The sequence below is a fragment of the Streptomyces sp. NBC_01508 genome (genome assembly GCF_045040315.1).
Classification (GTDB): Bacteria; Actinomycetota; Actinomycetes; order Streptomycetales; family Streptomycetaceae; genus Streptomyces.
In genome coordinates, this window is sequence record NZ_CP109419.1 from 6,809,340 (window position 1) to 6,832,662 (window position 23,323).

Consider the following 23,323-nt stretch of genomic DNA (forward strand, 5'->3'; position numbering starts at 1 on the left):
GTTTCTCGCGTCTCCTTCGATGAGTGCGGGTCGTCCGGCGTCCATGACGACGGAACGCCCCCGAGGTTATACGCCCTGGCTGACCGAGCTCATATTGAAATCCGGCACCCGCAGCGCGGGCATCGCGGCCCGGGTGAAGTGGTCGCCCCACTCACGCGGCAGCGTCTTCTCCGTCCGGCCCGCCTCCGACGCCCGCCCCAGCAGGCCCACCGGCGACTCGTTGAAGCGGAAGTTGTTCACCTCGCCGACCACCTCGCCGTTCTCCACGAGGTAGACGCCGTCCCGGGTCAGCCCCGTCAGCAGCAGCGTCGCCGGGTCGACCTCGCGGATGTACCACAGGCAGGTCAGCAGCAGCCCCCGCGAGGTGTCGGCGACCATCTCCTGAAGCGAGCGCTCACCGCCGGCGTCCAGGATCAGGTTGTCGACCGGCGGCGCGAGCGGCAGCCCGGTCAGCTCCGCGCTGTGCCGGGTGGTGAACAGCCGGTCCAGCTTCCCGTCCCGGATCCAGTCGGTCGCCGTCAGCGGCAGGCCGTTGTCGAACACCGACGCGTCGTCGCCCGACGCGTGCGCGATCACGAACGGCGCGGATTCCAGGCCCGGTTCGTTCGGGTCGCCGCGCAGCGTCAGCGGCAGCTCGGCGAGGGTGTCGCCGATCCGCGTCCCACCACCCGGCCTGGAGAAGACCGTCCGGCCCTCGGCCGCGTCCCGCGCGGACGACGACCACAGCTGGTAGATCAGCAGATCGGCCACCGCCGTGGGCGGCAGCAGCGTCTCGTAGCGGCCCGCCGGCAGGTCGATCCGGCGCTCCGCCCAGGCCAGGCGGCGGGCCAGGTCCGCGTCGAGCACCGCCGGATCGACATCCTCGAAGTCGCGGGTCGCCCGCCCCGCCCAGGCCGATCGCGACCGGTCGGGCGACTTGGCGTTCAGCTCCAGCGTGCCGTTGGGCTGGTCGTGCCGGAGCCGTACGCCCGTGGACGTACCCAGATACGTCGACGTCAGCTCGTGGTTCGCGAAGCCGTACAGCTCACGGCCGCCGGCCCTGGCCCGCGCGAAGGACTCGCCGAGCGCCGGCGCGAAGTCCGCGAAGACCGCGGACGTCGTCTCGGCGGGCTCGTCGGTGAAGTCCTTCGACACCGGACCCGCCACGACGAGCGGCCGGGCGTCCTCGGCGGGACCCGCACCACGGGCGGCGGCCTCGGCGGCACGCACCAGCGGCTCCAGCTCGTGGGCGGTGACGGCGGATCGCGACACCACGCCGGAGGCCGTACCCTCCGTGCCGTCTACGGTCGCGATGACGGTGAGCGTACGGCCCCGGGTCAGGCCGTTCGTCGTCAGCGCGTTGCCCGCCCAGCGCAGATTGGCGGTCGAGTGCTCCTCGGCGATGACCACGCAGCCGTCGGCGGTCGACAGTTCGAGTGCCCGCTCGACGATCTCGTGCGGCTTGCCACTGCTGCTCGTGCTCATCGTCCGGCCTCCTGAGTCGTGTTGAGGATGTTCACACCGCGGAACAGCGCCGACGGGCAGCCGTGGGAGACCGCCGCGACCTGGCCCGGCTGGGCCTTGCCGCAGTTGAAGGCGCCGCCCAGTACGTACGTCTGCGGTCCCCCGACCGCCTCCATCGAGCCCCAGAAGTCCGTCGTCGTCGCCTGGTAGGCGACGTCCCGCAACTGCCCGGCCAGCTTGCCGTTCTCGATCCGGAAGAACCGCTGCCCGGTGAACTGGAAGTTGTGGCGCTGCATGTCGATCGACCACGAACGGTCGCCGACCACATAGATCCCGCGCTCCACACCGCCGATCAGATCCTCCGTGCCGAGCCCGCCCGGATCCGGCTTCAGCGACACGTTCGCCATGCGCTGCACCGGCACATGGCCCGGTGAGTCGCCGTACGCGCAGCCGTTGGAGCGGTCGAAGCCGGTGAGCTTCGCGATCCGCCGGTCCAACTGGTAGCCGACGAGCGTGCCGCCCTTGACCAGGTCCCACGACTGGGCCTCGACGCCCTCGTCGTCGTAACCGATCGTCGCCAGCCCGTGCTCCGCCGTCCGGTCGCCCGTCACGTTCATGATCGAGGAGCCGTACGCCAGCTTTCCCAGCTGGTCGAAGGTCGCGAACGACGTGCCCGCGTACGCCGCCTCGTAGCCGAGCGCCCGGTCCAGCTCGGTGGCGTGCCCGATCGACTCGTGGATCGTCAGCCAGAGGTTCGACGGGTCGACCACCAGGTCGTACGCCCCCGCCTCGACGCTCGGCGCGCGCATCTTCTCCGCGAGCAGCTCCGGGATCCGCTCCAGCTCGGAATCCCAGTCCCAGCCGGTACCCGTCAGATACTCCCAGCCCCGGCCGGCCGGCGGCGCGATCGTGCGCATCGAGTCGAACTCGCCGCTCTCGCCGTCCACTGCGACCGCCGAGAGCTGCGGGTGCAGCCTGACGCGCTGCTGTGTGGTGACGGTGCCCGCGGTGTCCGCGTAGAACTTGTTCTCGTGGACGGTCAGCAGCGAGGCGTCCACATGCGCGACGCCCTCCGCGCGCAGCAGCCGCGCGCTCCACTCCGCGAGGAGTCCACTCTTCTCCTCGTCGGGTACCTCGAACGGGTCGATGTCGTACGCCGACACCCAGGTCTTCTCCGCGTGCACCGGCTCGTCGGCCAGCTCCACACGCTCGTGTGAACCCGCCGCCGCGATCACCTTCGCCGACAACTTGGCCATCGCCACGGCCTGTCCGGCGACCCGCGCCGCCGCGTCCATCGTCAGATCGACCCCGGCGGCGAACCCCCAGGCGCCGCCGTGCACGACCCGGACCGCGTACCCGACATCGGTGGAGTCCGACGATCCGGCGGGCTTGGCGTCCCGCAGCCGCCAGGCCGCGCTGCGTACGCGCTCGAACCGGAAGTCGGCGTGATCGGCGCCGAGGGCACGCGCCCTGGCGAGCGCCGCGTCGGCGAGCGCCCTGAGCGGCAGTGCCAGAAACGACTGATCTACCTCATGGGGCACGTCGGCCTCCCTTTCACACGCCTGGGTAAAGGTGTCCGCAGTGAATCATGCGGCACGGGAGGGGGTTTCGGCGCGTTTATGTAGAGACCCCACAGCGACTGTCCCGAGGCGCTGTCAATGCCCGAGTCCACGGACCGGCGGATCGACCGATAGGTTTTCCAGGTACCAGACAGCTACGAAAGGTGCTCCGTTGAGCCGCTCGGTTCTCGTCACCGGAGGAAACCGGGGCATCGGCCTCGCCATTGCCCTGGCCTTCGTCGGCAACGGCGACAAGGTCGCCATCACCTACCGCACGGGCGAACCGCCCAAGGACCTGACGGAGTCGGGCGTCCTGGCCGTCCGGTGCGACATCACCGACGCCGAGCAGGTGGAGCAGGCCTACAAGGAGATCGAGGAGACCCACGGTCCTGTGGAGGTGTTGGTCGCCAACGCCGGTGTGACAAAGGATCAGCTGCTGATGCGGATGTCCGAGGAGGACTTCACGTCCGTCCTCGACACCAACCTCACCGGCACCTTCCGTGTCGTCAAGCGCGCCAACCGCGGCATGCTGCGCGCCAAGCGCGGACGCGTCGTACTCATCTCGTCCGTGGTCGGCCTGCTCGGCTCGGCCGGCCAGGCGAACTACGCGGCCTCCAAGGCCGGGCTTGTCGGCTTCGCCCGCTCGCTCGCCCGTGAACTCGGCTCGCGCAACATCACCTTCAACGTCGTCGCGCCCGGTTTCGTCGACACCGACATGACCAAGGTGCTCACCGACGAGCAGCGCGCGAAGATCGTCGCCCAAGTCCCCCTCGGCCGTTACGCACAGCCCGAGGAGATCGCGGCGGCGGTCCGCTTCCTCGCCTCGGACGAGGCCGCGTACATCACTGGAGCCGTCATTCCCGTTGACGGCGGATTGGGCATGGGTCACTGATCACATGAGTGGAATCCTCGCTGGCAAGCGCATTCTCGTCACAGGTGTCCTCACCGACTCCTCCATCGCCTTCCAAGTCGCCAAGGTCGCGCAGGAAGAGGGCGCGGACGTCATCCTCACCGGCTTCGGGCGGCTGTCGCTCGTCGAGCGCATCGCGAAGAGGCTGCCCAAGCCCGCCCCCGTCATCGAGGTGGACGTCGCCAACCAGGAGCACCTGGACTCTCTCGCCGACCGGATCCGGGAGCACCAGGGCGAGGGCGCGAGCCTCGACGGCGTCGTGCACTCGATCGCCTTCGGCCCGCAGGGAGTCTTCAACTTCCTGGAGGCGGAGTGGGAGGACGTCGGCACGGCGATGCACGTCTCGGCGTACTCGCTCAAGTCGCTGACCATGGCCTGTCTGCCCCTGATGGAGCGCGGCGGCTCGGTCGTCGGGATCACCTTCGACGCGCAGTTCGCCTGGCCCAAGTACGACTGGATGGGCGTGGCCAAGGCGGCGCTCGAATCCACCAACCGCTACCTCGCCCGTGACCTGGGCGCCAAGAACATCCGCTGCAACCTGATCTCGGCCGGGCCCCTGAAGTCGATGGCCGCCAAGTCCATTCCGGGCTTCGAGGAGCTGGCCGACGTGTGGAACCACCGCGCGCCGATCGGCTGGGACCTGGCCGACGCGGAGCCGACGGGCCGCGGCGTCGTCGGACTGCTGTCGGACTTCTTCCCGAAGACGACGGGCGAGATCGTGCACGTCGACGGCGGCGTCCACATGATGGGTGCCTGACCGCAGACACAAGATCGGGATCCGGGAAGCCGCGTGACCGCCTGCGGGCGGCACACGGCTTCGTCGCGTCGCGGAGCGTGACCGCTCACCGTCCGTGGTCGTCCGAGTCGAGAAGCGCGACGACTCCCCGCACACTGATCGGGGAGGAGGTGTCGCTGTGTACCGCAGGGCACGCAAGGTGGCCGCCTCACTGACGGTGGCGGTGCTGATCGTGGCGGGCCTCGCCGTCACCGCCGTCGTACGGGACGAGCCGCCGCCCCCGGTGGCCAGGGCCTCGGTGGCGGACATGACCGGGGTCGGGGCCGAGCGGGTGGCGACGGATGGCGACGACGACCGCGACGAGCGTGAACGGGACGACCGCGACCGCGACGAGCGTGAACGGGACCCGTTCGGGGCCTCCTGCCGTACGACGACCGAGGGCTCGCTGGTGACCGCGTTCTGCCACAACCCGTACCCCGGAACCGACCGCGTCCAGCTGCACATAGAGTGCGCGCGCTGGTGGGACGTCGACTCCGACGGCGCCCCCGCCGAGGCCGCGCCCGCCGGGTACGTCCAGCTCACCGGACGCTGCTGGAAGGAAGTCGAATCGGCCTGGGTCAGCCACGCACGCGTCGCGCCCTGAGCCCGCCCTCTCGGACTGTCTTGCGGAGGCAGCTGAACGCGTGGCTCGCCGCCTCCGTCCCCGCCGTCTCCGCGTCCCCGGCCCTGATCGCCGCCACCAGCCGCGCGTGGTCCAGATGGAACGCCGGCCGCAGCTCACGCCCCACGTCGGCGCGCAGCCCGTCGCGCATCAGATCGCTCAGGTCCGCGTAGAGCGCGGTGAGCACGTCGTTGTGCGAGGCCGAGACCACCGCGAGATGCAGGGTCGCGTCGGCGGCCACGAACAGCTCGGCGTCCCCGCCGCCCCACGCCTCCTCGCGACGCGCCAGCAGCGTCTCCAGCTGTCGCATGTCCCGCTCCGTACGCCGCTCGGCCGCCAGCCGCGCCGCCGATGCTTCGAGGGTGGAGCGCACCTCCGCGATGTGCCGGGCGTCGGCGTCGGCGAACCGGCGGTGCATCACACCGGCCAGTTCGCTGGTGGCGACGACATAGGTGCCCGAGCCCTGCCGGATGTCCAGGAGCCCGTTGTGCGCCAGCGCGCGCACGGCCTCGCGGACGGTGTTACGGGCCACCCCCAGCTGCTCGACCAGCTCGGGCTCGGTGGGGATGCGTGTGCCCACCGGCCATTCGCCCGACGTGATCTGGTTCCGCAGCTCGGTGATCACCTGATCGGAGAGCGCGGATCGCCGGGGAGAGGTCAGGGCCATGGTGCTCCAAGTTCTCAGTGTTCTCAGTGCTGGGTTCTCAGTGCTGGATTGGACAACCAATCATCCCATGATTCTATGATGGCTCCATGCTTGACGAGACCACGGCCCCGCTCTCGCCCCGCGAGGACGTTTCGCCCGCGCCGGCCGATCCTCCCGCGCCTTCGCCCCGGACGACCGTGTGGCTGACCCGGCTCCTCGTCGTGGGACTCGTCCTCGCCGCCGTCAACCTCCGCCCCGCCATCACCAGCCTCGGCGCGCTGCTCGAAGACATCCGCGCCGGACTCCACATGAGCGGCAGCGTCGCCGGGGTCCTGACCTCCGTCCCGGCGCTCTGTTTCGCCGTCTTCGGCGTCACCGCCCCGCGCCTGGCCCGCCGCTTCGGGCCCGGCGCGGTCGTCTGCGCCGGCATGGTGGCCATTACGGCCGGCCTGCTGATCCGCCCCTTCACCAACGGCACCGTCGCCTTCCTCGCCGCGAGCGGGCTCGCGCTGATGGGCATAGCCGTCAGCAATGTGCTGATGCCGGTGATCGTGAAGCGGTACTTCCCCGACCGGGTCGGCACCATGACCGGCCTCTACTCGATGTCGCTGTCCGCCGGCACGGCCGTCGCCGCCGCCGCGACCGTCCCCATGACCACTGCGCTGGGCGGCAGTTGGCGCCTGGGGCTCGGGATATGGGCCGTGGTGGCGGCCGTCGCCGTACTGCCGTGGGCCGTGCTCCTCGTACGCGACCGCAGGAGCGCCGCGACCAGGGCGGGCGGCGCCGCACGGCAGCGGCGGGAACGGGCGGCGGCACCGGCGCCGAGGATCGCCCGCAGCCGCACCGCCTGGGCACTCGGCTGCTTCTTCGGCCTCCAGGCCACGGGCGCGTACATCACCATGGGCTGGATGCCGCAGATCTTCCGCGACGCGGGGGTCTCGGCCGGTACGGCGGGGCTGCTGCTCGCCGTCACGATGGTGATGGGCGTCCCGCTGGCCTTCGTGATCCCGCGACTGGCCACCCGGATGAAGAACCAGGGCCCGATCGTCATCGCCCTCGGCGCCTGCGGCCTGACCGGATACGCGGGGCTCTTCCTCGCGCCCGCCGCCGGGGCCTGGGTGTGGGCGGTGCTGCTGGGCGTCTCCAACTGCGCCTTCCCGCTGGCGCTCACGATGATCGGCATGCGCGCGAGGACCGGCCCCGGAGTCGTACGGCTGTCCGCCTTCGCGCAGAGCACCGGCTACCTGATCTCCATTCCGGGGCCGCTGCTGGTGGGCGTGCTCTACCAGCACAGTGGCGGCTGGGAGCTGCCGATCATGCTGATGGGCGGGCTGATGGTGCCGCAGATCGTGCTGGGGGTCGTCGCGGGCCGGGACCGGACGATCGAGGACGAATGCTGAGATGAGAAACTGGGCGCATGCCAGTCCTTGACCCGAATCCCCAGAACGGCCAGAAGAAACTGCTGCTGATGTTCGGCACGATCATCGGCCTCATGGTCGTGATCGCCGTCATCGCCTCGATCGCCTCGCCCTGATCCCTGATCCCTCTTTTTTTGGGGCTCCGTTCGCCTCCGGGCGCGTGGAGCCTCTGTCGGTGTCGATGGGAGACCGTGCTCAGCCGACAGCGGCGCCCCCTTCGGTTCGCTCGCCCGAGAGTGCCGAAGGGCGGCCGGGGTGGTGCCAGCATCACCTCCCCCTAGGGGGCCAGGGTCAGGGTCAAGTGGGTAGTTCACCGGATGGGAGCCGGGGCGGTTGATCCGTAGTTTTGAGGTACCTCAACCGCAGACCTACGGAGGCGGCCATGTCGGCCCCTACGCACACCCGGTCCCACCGCTCGTCCCCCGACAGTGTCGAGATCCGTCTTCCCTGGTGGGCCATCGCGCTCCCCGCGATCGCGTTCGCCGCGCTGCTGCTGCTGATGACCGGTTCCGGGCAGGCCAACGCCGCCGCGGGTGACCCGGGCGTCGGCCGGGTGGTGCAGCAGATCCAGCAGACCCTCGCCAGGTAATCCGTGGCGGGCGAGGGCTCCAACACCCCGCGCCTGACGGCGCATTTCGTGCGAAGCTGGGATGCATGAGCGTCGAAACACCCCGCAGGATTGTCCTACTCCGGCACGCGAAGGCCGACTGGCCCGAGGTGGCCGACCACGAGAGGCCGCTCGCCGAGCGAGGCCGCGCGGACGCCCCGGTGGCCGGCCGCCGGCTCGCGGAGACCGGTATCGCCTTCGACCTGGCTCTCTGTTCGACGGCGGCCCGCACGCGCGAGACCTGGAAACTGGCGGTGCACGAACTGCCGCAGCGGCCCAGGACCGTGTATGAGGACCGGTTGTACGACGCCACGCTCGGCGATCTCCTGGCGCTGCTCACCGAGACGCCGGACGAGGTGAAGGACCTCCTGCTGATCGGCCACAACCCCGGTATGCACGCACTCGCCGACTCCCTCTCGGCCCGCGCCGAGGGTGACGCCCTGGGCCGGCTGACCGCGAGCGCGTTCCCGACCTCGGCGTTCGCCGTCATCGGCTTCACCGGCTCGTGGAAGATCGTGGAGCCCGACGTGGGGACGCTGCTCGAATACTGGGCCCCGCACGACTGACGGAGTCCGTCCCCGTCCCCCAGCCGCCGCCTCGACTCCCTTCGAATTCCTTCAACTCCCTTACGGACGAAGCCCCGGCACGGTCTGCGTGCCGGGGCTTCTCGTCGGGTCGTCCAGGCGGACGGACTCGGACGGACGGAGTCAGATGGACGGACTCAGGTGAACGGAGTCAGGTGGACGGGACTTCCGCCGCCTCCACCTCTTCGACCTCTTCGCGCGTGATGCCCAGCAGATAGAGCACCGTGTCCAGGAACGGCACGTTCACCGCCGTGTGCGCCGCCCTGCGGACCACCGGCTTCGCGTTGAACGCGACCCCCAGCCCCGCCGCGTTCAGCATGTCGAGATCGTTCGCGCCGTCACCGATCGCCACGGTCTGCGACAGCGGCACCCCGGCCTCGGCGGCGAACCGGCGCAGCAGCCTGGCCTTGCCCGCCCGGTCGACGATCTCGCCCACGACGCGCCCGGTGAGCTTCCCGTCCACGATCTCCAGCGTGTTCGCCGAGGCGAAGTCCAGCCCGAGCTGGTCCTTCAGCCCGTCGGTCACCTGGGTGAACCCGCCGGAGACGACGCCCACTTGGTACCCGAGCCGCTTCAGCGTACGGATCAGGGTGCGGGCGCCGGGCGTGAGCCGTACCTCCGCGCGTACCTTCTCCACCACCGACGCGTCGAGCCCGGCGAGCAGCGCCACCCGCGCGTGCAGCGACTGCTCGAAGTCCAGCTCGCCGGCCATCGCCCTGGCCGTCACCTCGGCGACCTGCTCCTCGCAGCCCGCGTGCGCGGCGAACAGTTCGATGACCTCGTCCTGGATGAGCGTCGAGTCCACGTCCATGACGACCAGCCGCTGCGCCCGGTGGTGCAGCCCGGCCGAGACGACGGCCACGTCCACCCCGATCTCGGCGGCCTCGGTCGCCAGCGCCGTGCGCAGCGGTCCGGTCTCCGTGCCCGACACCGCGAACTCCACGGCGGTGACCGGGTACTTCGCCAGCCGGAAGATACGGTCGATGTTCCCGCCGGTCGAGGTGATACGGGCGGCGATGGCCGCCGTCGACTCGGCGGACAGCGGATGTCCGAGCACGGTGACATGGGAACGGCCGCTGCCACGCGGCCGATTGTCGCCGGTCCCGGAGATGATCTCGGCCTGGAGTTTCAGGGACTCGGCCCAGCTGTGCACGGTCGCGCGCAGTTCGCCCTCGGTGCCGCCGTCGGCGGGCGAGGTGACGAGCGCGCACAGGACGATACGGCCACGGGTGACGACCTGCTCGATGTCTATGACGTCGAGCGAGTAGGCGGCGAGGGTGTCGAAGAGGCCGGCGGTGATCCCGGGGCGGTCCTTCCCGAAGATCTTGACGAGAAGCGTGGGGGCGGCGTCAGCGGTCTGACGGGGCTGCGATGCGCTCATGGTGATGCCCACCGTATCGGGCGGGGCGCGTGGGGCGATCCGGCGCCCCGGGTAGCGGACATGCCTGCCGGGGACCCCCGGACACGTACGCCGGACACGTCTGCCGGGGACCCCGGACACCGCGCCGGACATTTCGCCGAATCGCGCCCTTCTTGTGGGGTTTGAGGCTGTTCACTAACGTTTCGGCGCGCCGTGAACGGCGTTTTAGCCCCTTTCCTGAGGCCCGACTTTCGGATAAGGGGGCGGGCCTGAAATAGTTCCCCACGATGTTCGCCATCCCTAGACTCCCTGTGATGGGGGTAACTCGGGGGACAACCAGTGGGGCATGGAGTGCCGGAACTCGTACTTGAAATGAACGGAAGGACCTGGGCGCTCGATCAGTCCAGGTCGTACACCCTGGGACGTGATCCACAGGGCGACCTGGTGATCGAAGACGCACGGGTCTCGTGGCGTCACGCCACCATCAGCTGGGGGGGCCGTAGTTGGGTAATCGAGGACCACGGGAGCACCAACGGTACTTATGTGCAGGGCCAGCGGATCCACCAGATGGAAATCGGCCCCGGTACCGCTGTACACCTCGGCAATGCGACCGACGGACCGCGGCTGAATCTCAACGGCCCGGCGGCCGGTGTCCACAAGTCGCAGGGCGCGGCGCCCCAGCAGGCCCAGGCCCAGGCCCAGGCGCCGCAGGCACAGCACGCGCCACCGCCTCAGCAGCACGCGCCCGCCCAGCCGCAGCCGCAGGGCGCTCCCGGTTGGCCGCCGCCTCAGCAGCAGGGCTGGCCTCAGCAGCAGCCACCCCAGCACCAACAACAACAGCCTCAGCATGGCTACGTACCGCCGCAGCACGCAGGGCCGGCCGGCCCCGGTCCCGGCGGTCCCGGTGGTCATGGCGGTCCAGGCTCCGGTGGCGCGGCGGGGGCCCCACCGGTGTACGGGGACCGCAGCCCGACCACCTTCCACCAGGTGGCTCTCGGCCGGGTGATGCGCATCGGCCGCGCGCTGGAGAACGAACTGGTCGTCTCCGACCTCCAGGTGTCGCGGCTGCACGCCGAGTTCACCTCGACGCCCGACGGCCGTTTCCAGATCCGCGACCTCGGATCCCACAACGGCACATACGTCAACGGCCAGCCGATGCAGAAGTCCGGCACGGCGCTCATCGGCCCGAACGACATCGTCGGCGTCGGCCACTCGACCTTCCGCCTCGTCGGCGACCGGCTCGAAGAGTTCGTCGACACCGGTGAGGTCTCCTTCTCCGCCCGCCACCTCACGGTGACGGTCGACGGCGGCAAGCAGATCCTCAAGGACGTCTCCTTCGGCGTCCCCGAGAAGTCGCTCATCGCGGTCATCGGCCCCTCGGGCTCCGGCAAGTCCACGCTCCTCAAGGCGCTCACCGGCTACCGGCCCGCCAACGAGGGCGACGTCCTGTACGACAACAGGAATCTGTACAAGCAGTTCGCCGAGTTGCGCCAGCGCATCGGTCTGGTCCCGCAGGACGACATCCTGCACAAGGAGCTGACCGTACGGAAGGCGCTCAAGTACGCCGCCAAGCTCCGCTTCCCCGGTGACACCGCCGAGTCCGAGCGCGAGGCCCGGATAGACGAGGTACTGCGCGAGCTGAAGCTCGACATCCACAAGGAGAAGCGGGTCACCTCGCTCTCCGGCGGCCAGCGCAAGCGCGTCTCGGTCGCCCTCGAACTGCTGACCAAGCCGTCGCTGATATTCCTGGACGAGCCGACCTCCGGTCTCGACCCGGGCATGGACCGCGATGTCATGCAGCTCCTGCGCGGCCTCGCCGACGACGGCCGTACCGTCCTGGTCGTCACCCACTCCGTGGCCGAGCTGGCGATCTGCGACAAGCTGCTCGTCATGGCGCCCGGTGGCTCGGTCGCGTACTTCGGACCGCCGGAGGAAGCGCTCAACTTCTTCGGCTACACCTCCTGGGCCGATGTCTTCTCGGCGTTCGAGAACTACCGCGACTACGACTGGGCGGGCCGCTGGCGCGGCTCGCAGCACTACCAGATGTACGCCGCCGACATCGACGCCGTCGCCGCGCAGTCCGTCCACATGCCGACACCGCAGCAGATGCGCGCGCCGAAGCCGCAGAGCTGGGGCTCCCAGCTCTGGACGCTGATCCGCCGCTACTCCTCGGTGATCGCCTCCGACCGGGGCTTCCTCGGTCTGATGGTGATACTGCCCGCCGTCCTCGGCGTGGTGAGTGTCGTGATCCCGGCCGATTTCGGTCTGGGACCGCCCGAGCCGCCGTCCCAGTTCAACGGCAAGGCCGGGACGATCCTGCTGATCCTCGCGGTCGGCATGTGCTTCTCGGGCGCGGCCAACTCCGTACGCGAACTGATCAAGGAACGGGTGATCTACGAACGGGAACGGGCCACCGGTCTCTCCCGCTCGGCGTATCTGATGTCCAAGGTCATCGTGCTCGGCGTGATCACGGCCTTCCAGGGCGTGATCCTCTGCGGGATCGGCTTCGCGCCGCGCGCCATGCCCGACGAGGGTCTGTTCCTGCCGCCGGCCGTCGAGATGTGCATCGTGATCATCGCGCTGGGCTTCACGTCGATGATGTTCGGTCTGGTGATCTCCTCGCTGGTGAAGACCTCCGAGAAGACCATGCCGCTGCTGGTCATGTTCGCGATCGTCCAGGTCGTCTTCACCGGCACGCTCTTCCAGATCCACGGTTCGCCCGGCCTGGAGCAGTTCGCCTGGCTGATGCCGTCGCGCTGGGCGATCGCCGGCACCGGCTCGACCCTCGACCTGGCGCATCTGATGCCGCCGTGGGACCCGAAGAGCCCCAACGACCTGGACCCGCTCTGGGAGCACACGCTGGCGCAGTGGGGGCTCAACCTCACGGTCCTGCTGCTCATCGGTGCCGTGTGCGGGGTCGCGGTGGCGCGGCTGCTGCGCCGCCACGAGCCGGAGGTCATGCGGAAGTGACGCGGGAGCGTACGTAGCGCGCGACACGCACGCCGCCGGTGGGCGGCACCCCGCGAAGGGGTGCCGCCCACCGGCGTCTGTGCGTGAGTGTGTGCGTGCGTGACGTGCGTGACGGTGACGTGCGGGGTGTGCGGTGTGCGGTGTGCGGTGTGCGGTGTGCGGGGTCGTGCGTGGTGCGCGGGGTCGTGCGGTGGCTCAGTAGGCGCTGTCGACGTTGTCGATCGTGCCGTAGCGGTCGGCGGCGTAGTTGGCCGCGGCCACGATGTTGGCGACCGGGTGGTACTGGCTCTTCGGGGTGCCCTTGACGTGGTACGCGTCGAAGGTCGGCTTGATCACCTGGAGCAGGCCGATCGACGGGACGCCGTTCTTCGCGTTGATGTCCCAGTTGTTGATCGCCCGCGGGTCGCCGCTGGACTCACGGATGATGTTGCGGTGCAGACCCTCGTACGAGCCGGGGATCTTCTCCTTCTTCATGATGGACAGGGCTTCCTTGATCCATCCGTTCAGGTTGTTGGCGTAGGCGGGCTTGCGCTCGGCGGCGCGGCTGGCCTTGGCCTTCTCGGCCGCGCGCTTCTTGGCCTTCGCCGCTGCCGCTTCCTTGGCGTCGGTCTTGGCCTTCGCCTTCTCGGCCGACAGCTGCTTCGCCTGAATCTCCGCGACGCGGTCGGCGATGGTGTGCTGCTTGGTCAGGCTCTGCTGGACGGCTGAGGCCTGCGCGCTGTCCGTGGTCGTGCTCCATGCCACCGGGGCGGTGGACACGGACCCGGTCACATTCTTGCCCTTGCCCTCGGCCTCCGCGGATGCGTTGCCCGGGATCAAGGAGAGTGAGACGGCCGCGGCGGCGACGACTGTCACGCCGGCGATCGAGAGCTTGTGGCTCTTGTTCAGACGGTTGCCAGGGGTGCTGGACGCGGTCATACGACATACCTCTTCGAATAGCGGGAGTCGCGGAGGCCGGTCGGCCAGATGCCTTTCTTCGGCGGCGACGGGTGCAATTCTTAGCGGCAGCAAAAACATGTGGCAAAGGTGGGATGTACGACCCGTGATAGTTGAAAGGGGCGCAAAATGGACACCCCGTTACCCACTCACGCCACGCTTATGCCGGTCGTTATGTCCACTACGTACCTTCGTAAGTGACCTGCGTCCTATGTGCGGCGTCACAGTGGCGGGGTACCGTTCTCACCGGAAGTTGCTGGCGCAACTCGGAGAGTGAGTGGTCTCCTCCGGGAGGACGAGGTGGACGTCGCCGAACTCGTGCCAGAGGTAGAGATGCCGTACGGCCTCGGTATAACCGCGCTCCAGCGCCGCGCGCCCGGCGATCGCCTCCAGCATCAGCAGATGCGAGGCCTCGGGCTCGTGCAGCCCGGTCAGCAGCCCGTCCACCACGCGCACCCCGCGCCCCGGCGTGACCACCAGATCCGTCCAGCCCGCCGCCGCCCGCACGCCCCCGCCCGGGCCGGCCGCCGACTCCAGCGCCCGTACGGCCGTCGTTCCGACCGCGACGATCCGCCCGCCACCCGCCTTCGCCGCGTTCACCAGCCGGGCCGTCGTCGCCGGCACCTCGAAGCGCTCCGGGTACGGCGGCTCGTGCGCCTCCGCCGACGCCACCCCCGTATCCAGCCTGACCGGCGCGAACTGCACCCCCCGGCTCACCAGCTCCGCCACCAGCCCGGCGGTGAACGGCCGGCCCGCGCTCGGCATCTCCGCCGAGCCCGAGCCGTCGGGGGAGGGGAGCGCGAAGACCGTCTGATACGCCGAGAGCGGCTGGTCCCGCTCCGTGTACCCGTAGCGGATGGGACGGCCGTGGCGGCCCAGCAGCCCCGGTACGTCCCCGCCGGCGACCCGCGCCCACCACAGCCGGGTGGCCGCCGGGTCCAGCGGCTCCTCCAGTACGAGGTACCCGCCGCCCGGCAGCCGCACCACCGCCCCGGCCGGCCCCCCGGCCCGCGCCAGCGTCGCCCCCCTGCGCCCGCCCCCGCCGCCCCCACCCGCTCCCGGCGTCCGCAGCTCCACCGCCCACCGGCCGTCGTCCCCCCGCGTGGAGAAGTGGACGACCAGCCGCTCACCCCCGAGCCGCCCGTCGACCGCCGCCGGCAGCGTCCGCGAGGTGTTCACCACGAGCACGTCCCCGGCCCGCAGCTGCCCCGCCAGCTCCCCGAATACGTGGTGCGACACCTCCGTACCCCGTGACACCAGGAGCCGTATGTCGTCCCGCCCCGAGCCGCGCTGCTCGGCGGGCACCCGCGCGGAGAGCGCGTCGGGCACCCGCAGCCCCTCCAGCCCCTCCCGCTCCACCGCCGCGCCGGTCATGACGCCGCCCCCAGCAACGAGGTGGCCGAGTACCGGCCGCTCGTCGGCCGCTGCCGGAGCAGCCGCAGGAAGCCGGGCACCACGGACCGGGGATCCGGCCGCGCGTCGCCGTCGTCCGGCACGGCCGCCGCGTACAGATCCGTCTGCATGTCACCCGGATCGACCGTCCACACCCGCAGCTGCGGCTCCTCCACGGCGAGCACGGCGGCCAGGTGGTCGAGCGCGGCCTTGGACGCCCCGTACCCGCCCCAGGTCTCGTACGCCTCCGCCGCCGCGTCCGAACTCACGGCGATCACCGTCCCCGCGCCACCCGCACGCAACAGCGGCAGGGCCTCCTGCACGAGCCCGAGCGCCGCCACGACATTCGTCTCCAGCGCGGCCCGCAGCCCGTCGAGCGCCAGCGAGTCCAGCCGTACGAGCGGCTCGGCACCCAGCGCGCTCGCGTTGCTCACCAGCAGATCCAGCCCGCCGAGCCCGGCCGCCGCCGCGACCAGCTCCGCGCGGTGGACGGGATCGGTCACATCCCCCGGAACCGCCGTCACCCGCGTCCCGTGCCCCCGGATCTCCGCCGCCGCGTCCGCCAACGGCCCCGCCGTCCGGGCGTCGAGCACCAGGTCCCACCCGTCCCGCGCCAGCGCCCCGCCCAGCGCGCGCCCCAGCCCCTTGGAAGCCCCCGTGATGATCGCTACCGACATGGCGTCCGCTCCTTCTCGCCTCACGTCCGCCCCGGACGTCGCCGAGGGCCGTTGTCCTCAACATAGAAAGGACAGGGGACCGGCCGGATCGGCCGCGAGTCCCGCCGCCCCGAGGCACTTCGGCCTAGGCCATCGGCCCTCGTCCACTGCGTCTGAGGTCCGATCCGGCCCCACCCACCCGCCGGTACGGTGAGGACATGAGCCACCGACCGAGCTCCGGGCTCGCCGCCGTGAGCACCGCACTCCTCGCGATGAGCCGGCATCTGGAAGTACGGGACGTCCTCAAGACGATCGTGGCCTCCGCCCGCGAACTGCTCGACGCCGAGTACGCCGCGCTCGGCGTGCCCGACGACCACGGCGGCTTCGCCCAGTTCGTGGTCGACGGCGTCAGCGACGAGCAGTGGAAGGCCATCGGCCCGCTCCCGCGCCAGCACGGCATCCTCGCGGCGATGCTGCACGACGCCCGCCCCGAGCGGCTCGCCGACGTGAAGAAGGACCCCCGATTCGGTGGCTGGCCCAGCGCCCACCCCGACATGTCCGACTTCATCGGCCTGCCCATCCGCGACGGCGACGAGACGATCGGCACACTCTTCCTCGCCAACAAACGCTGCCCCAAGCCGGCCGGCCGCTGCGGATTCACCGAGGAGGACGAGGAACTCCTCGGCATCCTCGCCCAGCACGCGGCGATCGCCCTCACCAACGCCAGGCTCTACGAGCGCAGCCGCGAACTGACCATCGCCGAGGAACGCTCCCGGCTCGCCCACGAACTCCACGACGCCGTCAGCCAGAAACTCTTCTCGCTGCGGCTGACCGCCCAGGCCGTGTCCAGCCTCATCGACCGCGACCCGGCCCGCGCCAAAGGCGAACTGCAACAGGTCGCCGACCTCGCCGCCGAGGCCGCCGACGAGCTGCGCGCCGCCGTCGTCGAGCTGCGCCCCGCCGCCCTCGACGAGGACGGTCTCGTCCACACCCTGCGCACCCACATCCAGGTCCTCGACCGCGCGCACGCCGCGCAGGTCACCTTCGACAGCTGCCGTGTACGGGCCCTGCCCGCCGCCCAGGAAGAAGCGATGCTGCGGGTGGCCCAGGAAGCGCTCCACAACGCGCTCCGCCACTCCGGCGCGGACCGCGTCGACGTGACGATCGCCCGCCGGGGTCCGGGCGCGGTCCTCAGCATCACCGACAACGGCAAGGGCTTCGAACCGAGGACCGTCCGCAGGGCGGGCCGTCACCTCGGGCTCGTCTCGATGCGGGACAGGTCGAGCGGTGTGGGCGGCAGGCTGACCGTGCAATCGGCGCCCGGACAGGGCACCACGATCGAGATGGAAGTCCCCGGTGGCTGACGACAAGAGAATCCGCGTACTGCTGGTGGACGACCACCAGGTGGTCCGGCGCGGCCTGCGTACCTTCCTGGAGATCCAGGACGACATCGAGGTGGTGGGCGAGGCGTCCGACGGCGCCGAGGGCGTGGCCGGAGCGGAGGAGCTGCGCCCGGACGTCGTCCTGATGGACATCAAGATGCCGGGCACCGACGGCATCGAGGCGCTGCGCAAACTCCGCGACCTCGCCAACCCGGCCAAGGTGCTGATCGTCACGAGCTTCACCGAGCAGCGCACGGTGGTGCCCGCGCTGCGTGCCGGGGCCGCCGGTTACGTGTACAAGGACGTCGACCCGGAGGCGCTGGCCGGCGCCATCCGCTCCGTACACGCCGGTCATGTCCTGCTCCAGCCGGAGGTGGCGGGCGCCCTGCTGGCCCAGGACGACCCCGGTACGGGACACGGCAGGGGGTCCTCGCTCACCGACCGGGAGCGCGAGGTGCTCACCCTGATCGCGGACGGCCGCTCCAACCGGGAGATCGCCCGCGCGCTCGTCCTCTCGGAGAAGACCGTCAAGACGCATGTCTCGAACATCCTGATGAAGCTCGACCTGGCGGACCGCACGCAGGCGGCGCTGTGGGCCGTACGGCACGGGATCACCGGCTGATCCGGAACGTCGTCTTCCGATCTGAGATTCATACCGTCGGGTGTATGTCCCCCACACGGCGTATCCCTGGCGGCGTCCAGGCGTTCTCCATGGCGTGCCGCGGATTACCGCCGCGGTCCTTGCGATGGAGGATCCTGAAAATGAACAACCTTAAGAAGGCCGCCGCCCTCACCATGATCGCCGGTGGCCTCGTCGCCGCGGGCTCCGGTGCCGCCTTCGCCACCGGCGGCGCCCACGCCGACGGCCAGGCCGTGCACTCGCCGGGCGTCGGCTCGGGCAACCTCGTGCAGGCCCCGATCCACATCCCCGTGAACGCGGTCGGCAACACGGTCAACGTGATCGGCGTCCTCAACCCGGCGTTCGGCAACGGCGGCTTCAACGGCTGACCCACAGCCCGCCAGGCACCGCGGCCCCGGCGTCCGTCCTCGGCGACGGGCACCGGGGCCGTGCCGTATGCCACACGCCGCCGGGCATCTCAAGCCCGTCCGGCGCTTGAGGACAAACCGGCCACCGGCCGGACCCGGTCAGCCAACCCCGGTCACAACCCCCGCTCCCGCTCCTCCACATACGCGTTGTACGCCGCCACCTGCGCCCGCCTCGACACCCGCTCCACCGGCCGCAGCGCCTCACCGCGCGCCGCCATCTCCGACGCGCTCACCGCCCCGCCGTGCCCGCGCTCCCGCGCCAGCGCGACCAGCAGCCCCACCCGCTGCGCCAGTTCCAGCACCCGTACCGCACGCGGCGGATAGCCCGGCGCCAGTACGTCACGGCCCCGCTCCGCCCGCGCCCGGTACGCGTCCAGCGCCGCGTCCGCCACCGGCCCCGACCCCGCGACGTCCAGCCGCGACAGCACCTCCGTCGCGTCCCGCAGCGCCTCGGCCAGCTCCCGCTCCGCCTCCCCGAGCGACGGAACGTCCGCCGGCGGCGCCTCGCGCACCGGCAGACAGTGCCAGACCACCTCGACATGGAGATCGCCCTCGGGTCCCACCGCCGACACCTCCGGCACCAGCCCGTACGGTGCCCCCGAGGCGACCACCGCCTCCTCGGCGTCCAGCGCGCGGGCGTTGAAGTCCGGCGGCCCGCTCAGCCCCAGCGGATGACCCGGCGCCGGAAGCGCCACCCGGTAGCCGGTCACCCCCAGCGCGCGCAGCCGGCCGAGCGCCAGCGTCAGCCCGACCGGCCCCGCCTCACCTGGCAGCCCGGCCACCCGGTGCACCGCGTCCGGCCCGACAATCGCGACAGCCGCGTCGTCCGGCGATACGAAACCGGCAAGGAGGGCATTTCCCCAGGCCGCCAACAGTCCTGAGCGTGGTTCGCAAAGCATGGCCCCAGCCTAGGGAACGGACCTAAGGAGTTGACCGCCGGACCGGTGGCGTAGGTTTTCCCTGTGGAGCTGCGCCCACAGGCGCATGCCAGATCTCAAGACTGCATGAGGAGACAACGCGCTCATGAGCGATGTACTGGAGCTGGTGGACGTATCCGTGGTCCGCGACGGACGCGCTCTGGTGGACGATGTCTCCTGGTCCGTCAAGGAAGGCGAACGCTGGGTGATTCTCGGCCCCAACGGCGCCGGGAAGACGACCCTCCTCAACCTCGCCTCCAGCTACCTCTTTCCCTCCAGCGGCAAGGTCAAGATCCTCGGCGACAAGCTCGGCGGGGTCGACGTCTTCGAACTCCGCCCCCGCATCGGCATGGCCGGAGTCGCCATGGCCGAGAAGCTGCCCAAGCGCCAGACCGTGCTCCAGACCGTTCTCACCGCCGCGTACGGCATGACCGCCACCTGGCACGAGAACTACGACGAGGTCGACGAGCGGCGCGCCCGCGCCTTCCTCGACCGGCTCGGTATGACCGAGTACCTGGACCGCAGATTCGGCACCCTCTCCGAGGGCGAGCGCAAGCGCACCCTGATCGCCCGCGCGATGATGACCGACCCCGAACTGCTGCTGCTGGACGAGCCCGCCGCCGGTCTCGACCTCGGCGGCAGGGAGGATCTCGTACGCCGCCTCGGCCGGCTCGCCAGAGACCCGTACGCACCCTCCATGATCATGGTCACCCACCATGTCGAGGAGATCGCCCCCGGCTTCACGCACGTCCTCATGATCCGCCAGGGCAAGGTTCTCGCCGCGGGCCCCATGGAGACCGAGCTGACCTCCCGTAACCTCTCCCTCTGCTTCGGCCTCCCGCTCGTCGTCGAGCAGGCCAACGACCGCTGGTCCGCCCGCGGTCTGCCGCTGCGCTGACGGCCCGAGCCGACGGCCCGCGATGACCTGATCGCGCCCCTGTCCGGACCGGACTCGCCGCTCTACCATGAGAGTTGTGGAAATCGAAGCGTGGGTGTGGTGGCTGATCGCGGCCGTAGGACTGGGAATCCCGCTCGTCCTGACGGCGATGCCCGAGTTCGGGATGTTCTCCGCGGGCGCCGTGGCCGGCGCCGTCGTCGCGGCCCTCGGTGGCGGAATCGTGGCGCAGGTTCTCGTCTTCGTGGTGGTCTCGGTCGCCCTCATCGCCGTCGTACGGCCCCTGGCCGCCAGACAAGGCACCCGAACTCCCCGCCTGGCCACGGGAATCGACGCCCTGAAAGGACGTCAGGCCGTGGTGCTGGAACGGGTCGACGGCAGCGGCGGCCGGATCAAACTCGCCGGCGAGATCTGGTCGGCACGCTCCCTCGACGCCGAACAGTCCTTTGAACCGGGGGAGAAGGTCGATGTCGCCGACATCGACGGCGCGACCGCCGTGGTGATGTGAGCGCTCGTCCCGCGTGCCCGCGCACGCCGTGCGAACTGAGCCAACCAGGCCGAACACGCCGCACACACAGGTGTGTTCTGCGAAACTAGATCATCTGACAGTCCGGCAGCGAAGGGCAGTAGGAACGCGATGCCATCAATCATCATCGTCCTGGTCATCCTGGTGGTGCTTGTATTCATCGCCCTGATCAAGACGATCCAGGTCATCCCGCAGGCGAGCGCCGCCATCGTGGAGCGCTTCGGGCGCTACACCCGCACGCTCAACGCGGGCCTGAACATCGTGGTCCCGTTCATCGACTCGATCCGCAACCGCATCGACCTCCGTGAACAGGTCGTCCCCTTCCCGCCCCAGCCGGTGATCACCCAGGACAACCTGGTCGTCAACATCGACACGGTCATCTATTACCAGGTCACCGACGCCCGCGCCGCGACGTACGAAGTCGCCAGCTACATCCAGGCGATCGAACAGCTCACCGTCACCACCCTGCGCAACATCATCGGTGGCATGGACCTGGAGCGGACCCTCACCTCCCGCGAGGAGATCAACGCGGCCCTGCGCGGCGTCCTGGACGAGGCCACCGGCAAGTGGGGCATCCGCGTCAACCGCGTCGAGCTGAAGGCCATCGAGCCGCCGACCTCCATCCAGGACTCGATGGAGAAGCAGATGCGCGCGGACCGCGACAAGCGCGCCGCGATCCTCACCGCCGAAGGCATCCGGCAGTCCGCGATCCTCACCGCCGAGGGCGAGAAGCAGTCGGCGATCCTGCGCGCCGAAGGTGAGGCCAAGGCAGCCGCCCTGCGTGCCGAGGGTGAGGCCCAGGCCATCCGTACGGTCTTCGAGTCCATCCACGCCGGAGACCCCGACCAGAAGCTCCTCGCCTACCAGTACCTCCAGATGCTCCCCAAGATCGCCGAGGGCGACGCCAACAAGCTCTGGATCGTGCCCAGCGAGATCGGCGACGCGCTCAAGGGACTCAGCGGCGCGTTCGACAACCTCGGCGCCGGCGTACCGGGTTTCAACACCGGCAAGGACCGGCGCCAACAGCCGCCGATCGACTGATCCGCAGCACCGACAAGTACGTCAGGGTCCCGTACGCGGCGCACCACCCCGTCGTACGGGACCCGACCCGCCGTCGGGCATGATCGGTGCAACAAGCACCGATCACCGAGGGGCGTTCTGCGTGACCATCTGGGAGATGCTCGCCGTCTTCGTCGCGGGCACCTGTGCCGGAACCATCAACGCCATGGTCGGCTCGGGGACGTTGATCACCTTTCCCGTACTCCTCGCGACCGGCCTGCCCCCCGTCACCGCCACCGTCTCCAACGCACTCGGCCTGATACCGGGCGCCGTCAGCGGAGCCATCGGCTACCGCGCGGAACTCACCGGACAGCGCCGCCGCGTCCTGCGCCTGGGCACCGCCGCCGTCTGCGGCGGGCTCTGCGGGGCGATCCTGCTCGTCTCACTGCCCTCGACGGCGTTCGAGACGATCGTGCCGATCCTGGTCAGCCTCGCCCTCGTCCTGGTGATCCTCCAGCCCCGGATCGCCAAGACCGTCCAGCGCCGCCGCGAGCGCAAGAACGTCGCCACCAAGACCGACGGCGGCCCGCTGCTCATCGGAGGCGTACTGGCCGCGAGTGTCTACGGCGGCTACTTCACGGCGGCCCAGGGAATCATCTACATGTCGCTGATGGGCATGCTGATCGATGAGGAGATGCAGCGGCTCAACGCCGTCAAGAACGTCCTCGCCGCCATCGTGAACACCATCGCGGCGGTGTTCTTCCTCTTCGTGGCGGAGTTCGACTGGACGGCGGTCGTGCTCATCGCCGTGGGCTCGGCGATCGGCGGACAGCTCGGCGCGAAGGTCGGCAGACGGCTGTCACCCGCGGTGCTGCGCGGACTGATCGTGGTCGTCGGCACGGCGGCCGTCGTCCAACTGGTCACGCGCTGACCCGTCCTCGACGGGCGGACGGGAGGGCGGACCGCTTCCGCGGCCCGCCCTCCCGTCGACGACAACGACAAGGATTCGAGGTCTACGCGGCCGTGCCGACCCCCGCCAGCCACTGCGGCAGCGTCGACCGCTCACCGGCCCGCAGCGCCAACAGCATCGCCTCGGCCGGCGACGGCACGAACGGCTCGTACAACAGCGGCATCCCCGCCTGCTCCGGCGTCCGGTCGGCCTTGCGGTGATTGTCCTCGGCACACGAAGCGACCGTATTGAGCCAGCTGTCCGCACCACCACGCGACCGCGGCACCACGTGGTCCACCGTCGTCGCGCGCCGGCCGCAGTACGCACACCGGTGCTGGTCGCGTATCAGCACCCCACGTCTCGACCACGGCGCCTGTCTTCGGAAGGGCACCCGTACATACCGGCAGAGCCTGATCACCCGGGGCACCGGGAGATCCACCGCGGCGGCACGCACCCGCAGCGCCGGGTGGGACTGCTCGACGACGGCCTTGTCCTGGAGGACCAGCACCACCGCACGGTTGAGTGTCACCGTCGACAGCGGCTCGAAGCTCGCGTTCAGTACCAGCGTGTCCCGCATTCCGCCCACCTCCCGTGTGCCGCCCCGCCGGGCGGCGGGCTGGGATCAACTCTGGCCGGGCGCGCCGAGATGGACAACGCAATATCCGCCGATCCGCGTTCCGGGGACGACCCCAAGACTCCCCGCGACGAAAAAATGCCCTGCTCTGATCTC

24 protein-coding genes are annotated in these 23,323 nt (G+C 70.2%); 15 read left to right on the plus strand and 9 right to left on the minus strand.

The genetic code is table 11. The features are described from left to right. Window positions 1–66: 66 nt before the first annotated feature. Both OG700_RS31385 and OG700_RS31390 read right to left on the minus strand, forming a co-directional pair. Entirely contained in the window at window positions 67–1,464 is a 1,398-nt protein-coding gene (locus OG700_RS31385; protein ID WP_405619469.1) for a metallopeptidase TldD-related protein, read from the minus strand. Further along, window positions 1,461–2,984 (minus strand): TldD/PmbA family protein, encoded by a 1,524-nt coding sequence (locus OG700_RS31390; protein WP_405619471.1) that lies wholly within the window; start codon window positions 2,982–2,984, stop codon window positions 1,461–1,463. The genes OG700_RS31385 and OG700_RS31390 overlap by 4 nt, the downstream gene beginning before the upstream one ends. 190 nt (window positions 2,985–3,174) lie before the next feature. Here OG700_RS31390 and fabG point away from each other — a divergent pair, with 190 nt between their 5' ends. The 3 genes from fabG (at window position 3,175) to OG700_RS31405 (ending at window position 5,291) form a co-directional block, all read left to right on the plus strand. Beyond that, on the plus strand, window positions 3,175–3,894 hold the full coding sequence (fabG, locus tag OG700_RS31395; RefSeq protein ID WP_405619473.1) for a 3-oxoacyl-[acyl-carrier-protein] reductase: 720 nt from the start codon (window positions 3,175–3,177) through the stop codon (window positions 3,892–3,894). A gap of 4 nt (window positions 3,895–3,898) precedes the next feature. Continuing rightward, window positions 3,899–4,669, plus strand: coding sequence for an enoyl-ACP reductase FabI (gene fabI / locus OG700_RS31400; RefSeq protein WP_405619475.1), 771 nt, complete (start codon window positions 3,899–3,901; stop codon window positions 4,667–4,669). Between the two features lie 286 nt (window positions 4,670–4,955). Next, window positions 4,956–5,291, plus strand: a complete 336-nt coding sequence (locus tag OG700_RS31405) for a hypothetical protein (protein ID WP_405622113.1) — start codon at window positions 4,956–4,958, stop codon at window positions 5,289–5,291. Here OG700_RS31405 and OG700_RS31410 read toward each other — a convergent pair. Continuing rightward, the gene (locus OG700_RS31410) at window positions 5,266–5,976 is read right to left on the minus strand and encodes a FadR/GntR family transcriptional regulator (RefSeq protein WP_405619477.1); all 711 of its coding nucleotides are present in this window, start codon (window positions 5,974–5,976) and stop codon (window positions 5,266–5,268) included. The two genes, OG700_RS31405 and OG700_RS31410, sit on opposite strands and share 26 nt — an antisense overlap. A gap of 86 nt (window positions 5,977–6,062) precedes the next feature. On the opposite strand from OG700_RS31410, the gene OG700_RS31415 reads away from it, so the two are divergent. From OG700_RS31415 to OG700_RS31430, 4 genes are all read left to right on the plus strand, one after another. Beyond that, a complete protein-coding gene (locus tag OG700_RS31415; protein ID WP_405619479.1) occupies window positions 6,063–7,355 on the plus strand; it encodes a CynX/NimT family MFS transporter in 1,293 nt (430 codons plus the stop codon). A gap of 17 nt (window positions 7,356–7,372) precedes the next feature. Next, entirely contained in the window at window positions 7,373–7,489 is a 117-nt protein-coding gene (locus tag OG700_RS31420; protein WP_405619481.1) for an SGM_5486 family transporter-associated protein, read from the plus strand. A 266-nt stretch (window positions 7,490–7,755) separates the two neighbouring features. Beyond that, window positions 7,756–7,962 carry a hypothetical protein gene (locus OG700_RS31425; RefSeq protein WP_405619483.1) on the plus strand — a complete coding sequence of 69 codons (207 nt, stop codon included), beginning with the start codon at window positions 7,756–7,758 and terminating at the stop codon, window positions 7,960–7,962. 65 nt (window positions 7,963–8,027) lie between these two features. Beyond that, window positions 8,028–8,546, plus strand: a complete 519-nt coding sequence (locus OG700_RS31430) for a SixA phosphatase family protein (RefSeq protein WP_405619485.1) — start codon at window positions 8,028–8,030, stop codon at window positions 8,544–8,546. A 169-nt stretch (window positions 8,547–8,715) separates the two neighbouring features. On the opposite strand, the gene serB is transcribed toward OG700_RS31430, so the two are convergent. After that, entirely contained in the window at window positions 8,716–9,945 is a 1,230-nt protein-coding gene (gene serB, locus OG700_RS31435; protein WP_405619487.1) for a phosphoserine phosphatase SerB, read from the minus strand. A gap of 351 nt (window positions 9,946–10,296) precedes the next feature. Here serB and OG700_RS31440 point away from each other — a divergent pair, with 351 nt between their 5' ends. Then, window positions 10,297–12,894 (plus strand): FHA domain-containing protein, encoded by a 2,598-nt coding sequence (locus OG700_RS31440; RefSeq protein WP_405622115.1) that lies wholly within the window; start codon window positions 10,297–10,299, stop codon window positions 12,892–12,894. 195 nt (window positions 12,895–13,089) lie between these two features. Here the strand turns inward: OG700_RS31440 and OG700_RS31445 are convergent, their stop codons facing one another. The 3 genes from OG700_RS31445 to OG700_RS31455 all read right to left on the minus strand — a co-directional run bounded on the left by OG700_RS31445 (window position 13,090) and on the right by OG700_RS31455 (window position 15,899). Then, on the minus strand, window positions 13,090–13,812 hold the full coding sequence (locus OG700_RS31445) for a transglycosylase SLT domain-containing protein (protein ID WP_405619489.1): 723 nt from the start codon (window positions 13,810–13,812) through the stop codon (window positions 13,090–13,092). 261 nt (window positions 13,813–14,073) lie between these two features. Next, a complete protein-coding gene (locus OG700_RS31450; protein WP_405619491.1) occupies window positions 14,074–15,204 on the minus strand; it encodes an S-adenosylmethionine:tRNA ribosyltransferase-isomerase in 1,131 nt (376 codons plus the stop codon). Then, the gene (locus OG700_RS31455; RefSeq protein ID WP_405619493.1) at window positions 15,201–15,899 is read right to left on the minus strand and encodes an SDR family NAD(P)-dependent oxidoreductase; all 699 of its coding nucleotides are present in this window, start codon (window positions 15,897–15,899) and stop codon (window positions 15,201–15,203) included. The genes OG700_RS31450 and OG700_RS31455 overlap by 4 nt, the downstream gene beginning before the upstream one ends. A gap of 197 nt (window positions 15,900–16,096) precedes the next feature. On the opposite strand from OG700_RS31455, the gene OG700_RS31460 reads away from it, so the two are divergent. The 3 genes from OG700_RS31460 to OG700_RS31470 all read left to right on the plus strand — a co-directional run bounded on the left by OG700_RS31460 (window position 16,097) and on the right by OG700_RS31470 (window position 18,268). Beyond that, entirely contained in the window at window positions 16,097–17,242 is a 1,146-nt protein-coding gene (locus OG700_RS31460; RefSeq protein ID WP_405619495.1) for a GAF domain-containing sensor histidine kinase, read from the plus strand. Then, window positions 17,235–17,882 (plus strand): response regulator, encoded by a 648-nt coding sequence (locus tag OG700_RS31465; RefSeq protein ID WP_405619497.1) that lies wholly within the window; start codon window positions 17,235–17,237, stop codon window positions 17,880–17,882. The genes OG700_RS31460 and OG700_RS31465 overlap by 8 nt, the downstream gene beginning before the upstream one ends. 140 nt (window positions 17,883–18,022) lie before the next feature. Continuing rightward, the gene (locus OG700_RS31470) at window positions 18,023–18,268 is read left to right on the plus strand and encodes a chaplin (RefSeq protein WP_405619499.1); all 246 of its coding nucleotides are present in this window, start codon (window positions 18,023–18,025) and stop codon (window positions 18,266–18,268) included. A 152-nt stretch (window positions 18,269–18,420) separates the two neighbouring features. Here OG700_RS31470 and OG700_RS31475 read toward each other — a convergent pair whose 3' ends face one another. Beyond that, window positions 18,421–19,206, minus strand: coding sequence for a hypothetical protein (locus tag OG700_RS31475; RefSeq protein ID WP_405619501.1), 786 nt, complete (start codon window positions 19,204–19,206; stop codon window positions 18,421–18,423). A gap of 124 nt (window positions 19,207–19,330) precedes the next feature. Here OG700_RS31475 and OG700_RS31480 point away from each other — a divergent pair, with 124 nt between their 5' ends. The 4 genes from OG700_RS31480 (at window position 19,331) to OG700_RS31495 (ending at window position 22,575) form a co-directional block, all read left to right on the plus strand. After that, window positions 19,331–20,122, plus strand: coding sequence for an ABC transporter ATP-binding protein (locus OG700_RS31480; protein WP_405619503.1), 792 nt, complete (start codon window positions 19,331–19,333; stop codon window positions 20,120–20,122). A gap of 76 nt (window positions 20,123–20,198) precedes the next feature. Continuing rightward, window positions 20,199–20,627, plus strand: a complete 429-nt coding sequence (locus tag OG700_RS31485) for an NfeD family protein (protein ID WP_405619505.1) — start codon at window positions 20,199–20,201, stop codon at window positions 20,625–20,627. 129 nt (window positions 20,628–20,756) lie between these two features. Further along, window positions 20,757–21,686, plus strand: a complete 930-nt coding sequence (locus tag OG700_RS31490) for an SPFH domain-containing protein (protein WP_405619507.1) — start codon at window positions 20,757–20,759, stop codon at window positions 21,684–21,686. Window positions 21,687–21,807: 121 nt separating this feature from the next. Continuing rightward, window positions 21,808–22,575, plus strand: coding sequence for a sulfite exporter TauE/SafE family protein (locus OG700_RS31495; protein WP_405619509.1), 768 nt, complete (start codon window positions 21,808–21,810; stop codon window positions 22,573–22,575). An 82-nt stretch (window positions 22,576–22,657) separates the two neighbouring features. Here OG700_RS31495 and OG700_RS31500 read toward each other — a convergent pair whose 3' ends face one another. Next, a complete protein-coding gene (locus OG700_RS31500) occupies window positions 22,658–23,170 on the minus strand; it encodes an HNH endonuclease (protein WP_405619511.1) in 513 nt (170 codons plus the stop codon). Between the last annotated feature and the right edge of the window lie 153 nt (window positions 23,171–23,323).

Coding starts and splice junctions, on each gene's coding strand:
- OG700_RS31490 (WP_405619507.1), top strand. CDS start 20,757: ATGCCATCAATCATCATCGTCCTGGTCATCCTGGTGGTGCTTGTATTC.
- fabI (WP_405619475.1), top strand. CDS start 3,899: ATGAGTGGAATCCTCGCTGGCAAGCGCATTCTCGTCACAGGTGTCCTC.
- OG700_RS31425 (WP_405619483.1), top strand. CDS start 7,756: ATGTCGGCCCCTACGCACACCCGGTCCCACCGCTCGTCCCCCGACAGT.
- OG700_RS31405 (WP_405622113.1), top strand. CDS start 4,956: ATGACCGGGGTCGGGGCCGAGCGGGTGGCGACGGATGGCGACGACGAC.
- OG700_RS31480 (WP_405619503.1), top strand. CDS start 19,331: ATGAGCGATGTACTGGAGCTGGTGGACGTATCCGTGGTCCGCGACGGA.
- OG700_RS31500 (WP_405619511.1), bottom strand. CDS start 23,170: ATGCGGGACACGCTGGTACTGAACGCGAGCTTCGAGCCGCTGTCGACG.
- OG700_RS31475 (WP_405619501.1), bottom strand. CDS start 19,206: ATGCTTTGCGAACCACGCTCAGGACTGTTGGCGGCCTGGGGAAATGCC.
- OG700_RS31455 (WP_405619493.1), bottom strand. CDS start 15,899: ATGTCGGTAGCGATCATCACGGGGGCTTCCAAGGGGCTGGGGCGCGCG.
- serB (WP_405619487.1), bottom strand. CDS start 9,945: ATGAGCGCATCGCAGCCCCGTCAGACCGCTGACGCCGCCCCCACGCTT.
- OG700_RS31460 (WP_405619495.1), top strand. CDS start 16,097: ATGAGCCACCGACCGAGCTCCGGGCTCGCCGCCGTGAGCACCGCACTC.
- OG700_RS31410 (WP_405619477.1), bottom strand. CDS start 5,976: ATGGCCCTGACCTCTCCCCGGCGATCCGCGCTCTCCGATCAGGTGATC.
- OG700_RS31415 (WP_405619479.1), top strand. CDS start 6,063: ATGCTTGACGAGACCACGGCCCCGCTCTCGCCCCGCGAGGACGTTTCG.
- OG700_RS31470 (WP_405619499.1), top strand. CDS start 18,023: ATGAACAACCTTAAGAAGGCCGCCGCCCTCACCATGATCGCCGGTGGC.
- OG700_RS31440 (WP_405622115.1), top strand. CDS start 10,297: ATGAACGGAAGGACCTGGGCGCTCGATCAGTCCAGGTCGTACACCCTG.
- OG700_RS31420 (WP_405619481.1), top strand. CDS start 7,373: ATGCCAGTCCTTGACCCGAATCCCCAGAACGGCCAGAAGAAACTGCTG.
- OG700_RS31385 (WP_405619469.1), bottom strand. CDS start 1,464: ATGAGCACGAGCAGCAGTGGCAAGCCGCACGAGATCGTCGAGCGGGCA.
- OG700_RS31450 (WP_405619491.1), bottom strand. CDS start 15,204: ATGACCGGCGCGGCGGTGGAGCGGGAGGGGCTGGAGGGGCTGCGGGTG.
- OG700_RS31445 (WP_405619489.1), bottom strand. CDS start 13,812: ATGACCGCGTCCAGCACCCCTGGCAACCGTCTGAACAAGAGCCACAAG.
- OG700_RS31430 (WP_405619485.1), top strand. CDS start 8,028: ATGAGCGTCGAAACACCCCGCAGGATTGTCCTACTCCGGCACGCGAAG.